We start from the raw sequence: 5,258 nt of genomic DNA on the forward strand, positions 1-5,258 counted from the left end.
AGAAACCGTTGTAAAAGTCTCCTCCTCCAGCTTATGCGGCCCTGGCCAGCCGCTTCACCAGCAAGCGTATCATGCCTAAATACAGCCAGGCTTCCGTTACCTCAGGGTGGTACTCGTAATCTTTCCCCAGCCGTCGGTTTCGCCCCATCCAGGCAAAGGTCCGCTCCACCACCCACCGCTTGGGCAGGGGCTTGAACCCACCCTCCCGCGGGATCTCCGGCACCTCCTCCCCCTCCCGCACCCAGACCCCCCGCACCCCCGCGTAAGGACGGGCCACCACCTCCAGCTCCAGTCCCAGCCCCCTAGCCACCTCCCGCAAACCCCGGTAGCCCCAGTCCACAAAGAGCTTGCCTACCCGGGGCCACAAGGAGCGGTCCATCCCCAAAAGCAACGCCTGCCCACCCCACTTGTCGTGCTCATTGGCCGGGTGGACAAAGGCCTTCAAAAGACGACCCCCCGTGTCCGTCAGGATCTGCCGCTTCCTCCCTTTGACCTTCTTCGCCCCGTCGTGTCCCCGGGGCCCCCCTTTTCACTCGTCTTCACCGACTGGCTGTCCATAACCAGGGCACTCGGGGAGGCATATCGTCCTCCCCGCTCCCGGTCACGACGGGCCAGAACCTGAGCTACCTTCTCCCAAACCCCTTCCTTCTGCCACTTGCGGAAGTAGTGGTAGACCGTGGACCAGTGGGGCAAGTCGTGAGGCATGGCCCGCCACTTGATGCCGTTTTCCAGGACGTAAAGTATGGCGCTGACGATCTCCCTCCTCGGCACCTTTGCGGGTCGGCCACCGGGCTTGGGGGCGGGGATCAACGGCTCCAGGATGGCCCACTCCGCGTCCAACAGGTCGCTGGGGTAAGATCTCCGTGTAGAAGCCACCCTTCAAGTATAGCGGACTTTTACGACAGTCTCTGATACCACCCCATGCTGGCTCGCGCCAGCATGGGGGCCCCGGCAAAAGGTCCCTAAGGAGCTTCCCTGGGCCAGTCGGGCGAAGGAAACCGGAAGAAAGGGTACGAGGCCGGGGGGACGCAGTTGGGGTCCCAGCAGGCCAAAGCGGGCCCGGAGGGCCGGGCCAGGAGGAAGAGCCAGGCCAAGAGGAGGAGCCAAAGGACCTTGCCCCTCATGCCCCCAGGGTGCCACGGGAAGGGTTACGCGGAGGGCCTGAGGTTACGCGAGGTTACGCGGGAGGCCAGCTATGGAACCCCTTCCACGTAACCTCCCCCCTGCTACCCTGGGGCTAACCCGGAAGGAAAGCTCCCTCCGGGTTAGAGGAGGGATAAGGCATGAAAAGGCTGGTGATGCTCAGCGGCGGTGTAGATTCCAGCGTCCTCCTGTACAAGCTCAGGAAGCAGGCCTCGGGAGAAGCCCCGTGTGGGGTATGCGCTCCTTGCATTGCCCGTGAAGAAGCCTTCGCTCTCGCAGACGCTAAAGCCCTAGTCCGGTGATCCACCACGAGATCAAGCCCGTCGTAGAAGCTTGCGGCTTAACTGTGATCTTCCGGAGGGCAAAGGAAGAAGTGCAGGCCCTCCGGGGGGTTACGTTTAGCCTTGGCCCTGGAGAGGGCCTGGCCCTTCTGGGGGGAAACGGGGCCGGCAAGTCCACCCTGATCAAGGTTCTGGCCGGAATCCTCCTGCCTCGGGAAGGCGAGGTCCGGCTTTGGGGGCTGGACCCCTGGCGTTTCCGCACCCGGCTGGCCCAACGCTATGGGCTTGTCCTAGGTGGGCGGTCTCGTCTTTCCCCCTTGCTTTCCGTGGAGGAAAACCTCAAACTTTGGGGAGCGCTCTACGGGCTTGTCGGGGCACACGCCAAGCGCAGGATCCAGGAGGTGGCAGAGGCCCTGGACCTCAACCCTATCCTTGGGGTCGCCGCCTCCCGCCTTTCCCTGGGACAACGCAACCGTGCAGAACTGGCCCTGGCCCTCCTGCCCGAACCGGAACTCCTCCTTTTGGACGAGCCCTTTATTGGCCTAGATGCGCTAGGGCGCAAGTCGGTTTTAAATCTTCTAGAAACCCTCAAAGCCCACCGGGGTGTCACCCTCATCCTGGCATCCCACGAACTCTCGGGAGTGGAAGGGGTCCTGGAGCGAGCCCTGGTCCTGCGGCGCGGAGAGGTAGCCTTCCTGGGAGACCTTTCTGCCTTCCGAACAGGTCTAGATTTCCGCCGCGTCAAGGTGATCTTCCACGAACCTTTCCAGGGAAATCCCCCTCCAGGAGCCACGGTTTCCGAAGGTGGGTATGTTCTGGAGGCCAAGGTTTCCCCGGAGGAAATTCCAGGCTTTCTGTCGCGGATGCTGGCCCTCGGAAGGGTGCGGGAAGTCTCCGTTCAGGAACCCAGCCTAGAGGAGGTGATGGAGGTTTGGCTTCGCACCTAGCCGTCCTGGGACTTCGCCTCAGGGAGGCCTGGAGAGGCTGGCCGGGGATGGCGCTGTATCTCGGCTACGCCCTCGTCGTCTACGTGGTGCTCTTTTCCCTTTGGGGAAGCCTAGAAGGGCCACCATGGATCCTAGGGTACCTCTGGGCGGCAGAGGCCCTCTACATGGGGGTGCCCAGGTTCTGGAGCCAACTTCACCAGGAGGCCCGGATGGGAGAGTTAGCCCTTCGCTTGGCTCTTCCCTATCCTTTTGTCCTCCTCAGCTTTCAGCGTTACCTAGCCACCGCCCTCCTACAGGTCCCCTTGGTGGTCGCCGTGGGGGGCGCGGTCATCTGGGCTTTGGGCCTATCCGCCTCCTTAAGCCTTTGGAGCCTTCCCGCCCTGGCTCTGGGCCTCATCCTGAACTTCCTACTGGAGCTGAGCTTCGCTTTGCTGACCTTTAGGTCCACCTCTCCCATGGCCCTTGGGGTTCTCCTGGAGATGTTACGGCTCTTAGGGGGGGCTGTAGTGTTGCCCCTGGAATTTTGGCCGCAGGGCGGAGCGCTCCTTCTACTCCAGCCTCTCGCCGCGACCTTTTACCTGCCGGCCCGGGTAGCCGCCGGAGGCGAGCCGGTTTGGCTTCTGGCTAGCCTGGGTTGGAGCCTAGTTTTCTTGGGTCTCCTGGCCCGCCTTTTCCCTCGAGCCCTGGCCACTTTGTCGGGAAGGGGGGAGGTGTAGATGGGGGCTTGGTCCCGGTGGTTTAGAGCTTGGCCACTTGTGCTACGGAGCCGTTTTCTAGAAGCATGGCAGGACCCCCTGGGGTTCTGGGCAAGCATTTTGGCCAGGGTGGTCAACAACAGCCTCTGGCTTTTGGTCTTTTACCTCTTCTTCCTGCGTTTCCCGGAGGTCCGGGGATTCCGCTTTGAGGACCTGGTGCTCACTTGGGCGATGGCCTTTGGTGCCTTGGGGCTTCTACAGGCGCTTTGGGGCGGGGTATTGGGCCTGGCTCGTTTGGCAGAAACGGGAGAGCTGGAAATCCACCTTCCGCTCCCCGTTCCTCCCTTACCCTACCTCCTTTCCCTTCGCCTACAGCCCACAGGCCTAGGCGACCTCCTTTGGTCCCTGAGCGTTCTGGCGTTACTCGGCGTGAACTGGTTCTACGCCCTATGTGCCCTAGTGGGCGCTTCGCTTGTGGCTCTGGGCTTCTTCCTCGCCCTGGCCTCCATGTCCCTTTGGGGCCTCAGGGTCCAGAACCTGCTTCCGGTGGCCTACGCTGGGCTCGTCCAGTTTGCCACCTGGCCGCCTAGCGTGTACAAACCCGCCATCAAGGCGCTCCTTCTCAGCCTGATCCCGGCCCTCTGGTTGGGACCGCTACCGGCAAGGGCCGTTGTTGAAGGTTCTGGTCTCGCCACGCTTTGGGGATTCGGTCTGGGATTCCTCACCCTGGGAAGCCTGGCCTTTTGGCTAGGCCTGCGCCGCTACATCGCCCCAGGAGGGTAGGAATGTTCGTGGGGGAAAGAGTCCGTTTAGATCCGGTACAGCGGGCCCATCTACAAAAAATTATCGCGTGGATGTACAAAGAAGAGGTCATCGCACGCGCCTTCTTCGGTGACCCCTTACCCAGATCGCTAGAAGAGATGGAGGCCTGGCTCCAGCAATTGCGAAGCAACCCCCACGCCAGGGTCCTTGCCGTGGTCTACCGCGAAACAGAGGAGATCGTAGGCGAGGTCGCCCTTCAACCGATAGACTGGCGAAACCGCTCCACCTTTTTTGCCGTCATCCTAGGCGAAGAGTCTAGGCGGGGTGAAGGCTTGGGAACCGAGGCCGCGCGCCTGGCGCTTCGGTACGCCTTTGAGGGGCTAAACTTAAACCGCGTGGAAGCCAATGTGCTCAGTTCTAATGAAGCCTCTATCCGCCTGCTAAAACGGGTCGGTTTTACGTGGGAGGGGAAGCGGAGGGCCGCCGTTTGGAAATCCGGGCAGTGGGAAGACATGGAAATCTACGGGATAACGGCAAGAGAATGGTACGAAAGCCAGGAAAGTGGCTCCGGAGGGCCTAAATTGAGGGTCAGCCATTAGAGGGCGACGCGGATGCAAGGAGGTGCAGGAGGTTAAGGCCGGCGGCCGGACGCAGGAGGGCCACATGAGGTCCTTTTCTTGGAGCCTTTCAGCTTGCGGGCGAGGTACCTTTTAGCCGAGTCGTTAGGCGTCTTCGGGGGGAGCCTGGCCTTCACAGGCCTCGGGCTCCTCCTGGGCCTTGAAGGAACGACCTGGACCCTGGCCCTCTTGGCCGCTCTCCCCTACTTCACCCTGCCCCTGGACCTCCTCGCCAGCCTCCTCCTGGACCGGCTGGACCGCAGGACCCTCCTCCTCGCAGGGGTCTGGCTTAGAGCTGGGATCCTGGGCCTCTTCGCCCTCCTTCCCAAAGAACCCCTCTTCCTCCTCCCCCTGGCCTTCCTCTTCCAAGCCGTCTTGGCCCTGGACCTCCCCGCCTGGCATGCCCTCCTGGTCCGCCTGGCCCAGGGCAGGCTAGAGCGGGAAGGGGGGAGGCTTCAAGCGGCCCAGCTCCTCGGGGACGGCCTGGGGGACCTCCTAGCCGCCCCCCTCCTGCTCCTGGCCAAGCCCCTGCCCTTTGCCCTGGGAGGCCTCCTCCTCGCGGGGGAGGGCCTTCTCCTCCGGGACCTCCCCGCCTACCCGCCTCCACGGGCGGCGAAGGGGGAGGGTCTTACCTTGAGGGCCCTTCTCGCGGGGCTCGCCTTCCTCCTCGAGGACAGGCGGCTCCTTCCCCTTACCCTCTACGCCCTGGCCCTGAGCTTCCTCTCCGGGCTAGCTCTGGCCCTCCTGCCCCTCCTGGCCCTGGCCCAGGAGACGCCCCCTGCCCTCTACGGCCTCTACCCCTTGGGCCTCTCC

Annotated in this window: 5 protein-coding genes and 1 pseudogene; 5 read left to right on the forward strand and 1 reads right to left on the reverse strand. The window is 63.0% G+C overall.

Annotation, left to right across the window (positions count from 1 at the left end):
- Positions 1 to 31: 31 nt before the first annotated feature.
- Positions 32 to 876, reverse strand: a protein-coding gene (locus B128_RS12800) for an IS5 family transposase (protein WP_244452484.1) whose coding sequence is annotated in 2 segments (ribosomal slippage) — positions 32 to 528 and positions 528 to 876 — 846 coding nt in all. Because the reading frame shifts where the segments join, the coding sequence is not laid out codon by codon here.
- Between the two features lie 640 nt (positions 877 to 1,516).
- On the opposite strand from B128_RS12800, the gene B128_RS0100265 reads away from it, so the two are divergent.
- From B128_RS0100265 to B128_RS0100285, 5 genes and pseudogenes are all read left to right on the forward strand, one after another.
- On the forward strand, positions 1,517 to 2,371 hold the full coding sequence (locus B128_RS0100265; protein ID WP_245537203.1) for an ABC transporter ATP-binding protein: 855 nt from the start codon (positions 1,517 to 1,519) through the stop codon (positions 2,369 to 2,371).
- A gap of 47 nt (positions 2,372 to 2,418) precedes the next feature.
- On the forward strand, positions 2,419 to 3,087 hold the full coding sequence (locus B128_RS0100270; RefSeq protein ID WP_018110307.1) for a hypothetical protein: 669 nt from the start codon (positions 2,419 to 2,421) through the stop codon (positions 3,085 to 3,087).
- A gap of 108 nt (positions 3,088 to 3,195) precedes the next feature.
- Positions 3,196 to 3,849, forward strand: coding sequence for an ABC-2 family transporter protein (locus B128_RS0100275; protein ID WP_245537204.1), 654 nt, complete (start codon positions 3,196 to 3,198; stop codon positions 3,847 to 3,849).
- 2 nt (positions 3,850 to 3,851) lie between these two features.
- Positions 3,852 to 4,427 carry a GNAT family N-acetyltransferase gene (locus tag B128_RS12020; RefSeq protein WP_018110309.1) on the forward strand — a complete coding sequence of 192 codons (576 nt, stop codon included), beginning with the start codon at positions 3,852 to 3,854 and terminating at the stop codon, positions 4,425 to 4,427.
- 93 nt (positions 4,428 to 4,520) lie between these two features.
- A pseudogene (locus B128_RS0100285) lies at positions 4,521 to 5,258 on the forward strand (hypothetical protein); the annotation flags it as partial.

Origin of the sequence: Thermus igniterrae ATCC 700962 (genome assembly GCF_000376265.1) — a bacterium.
GTDB lineage: Bacteria > Deinococcota > Deinococci > Deinococcales > Thermaceae > Thermus > Thermus igniterrae.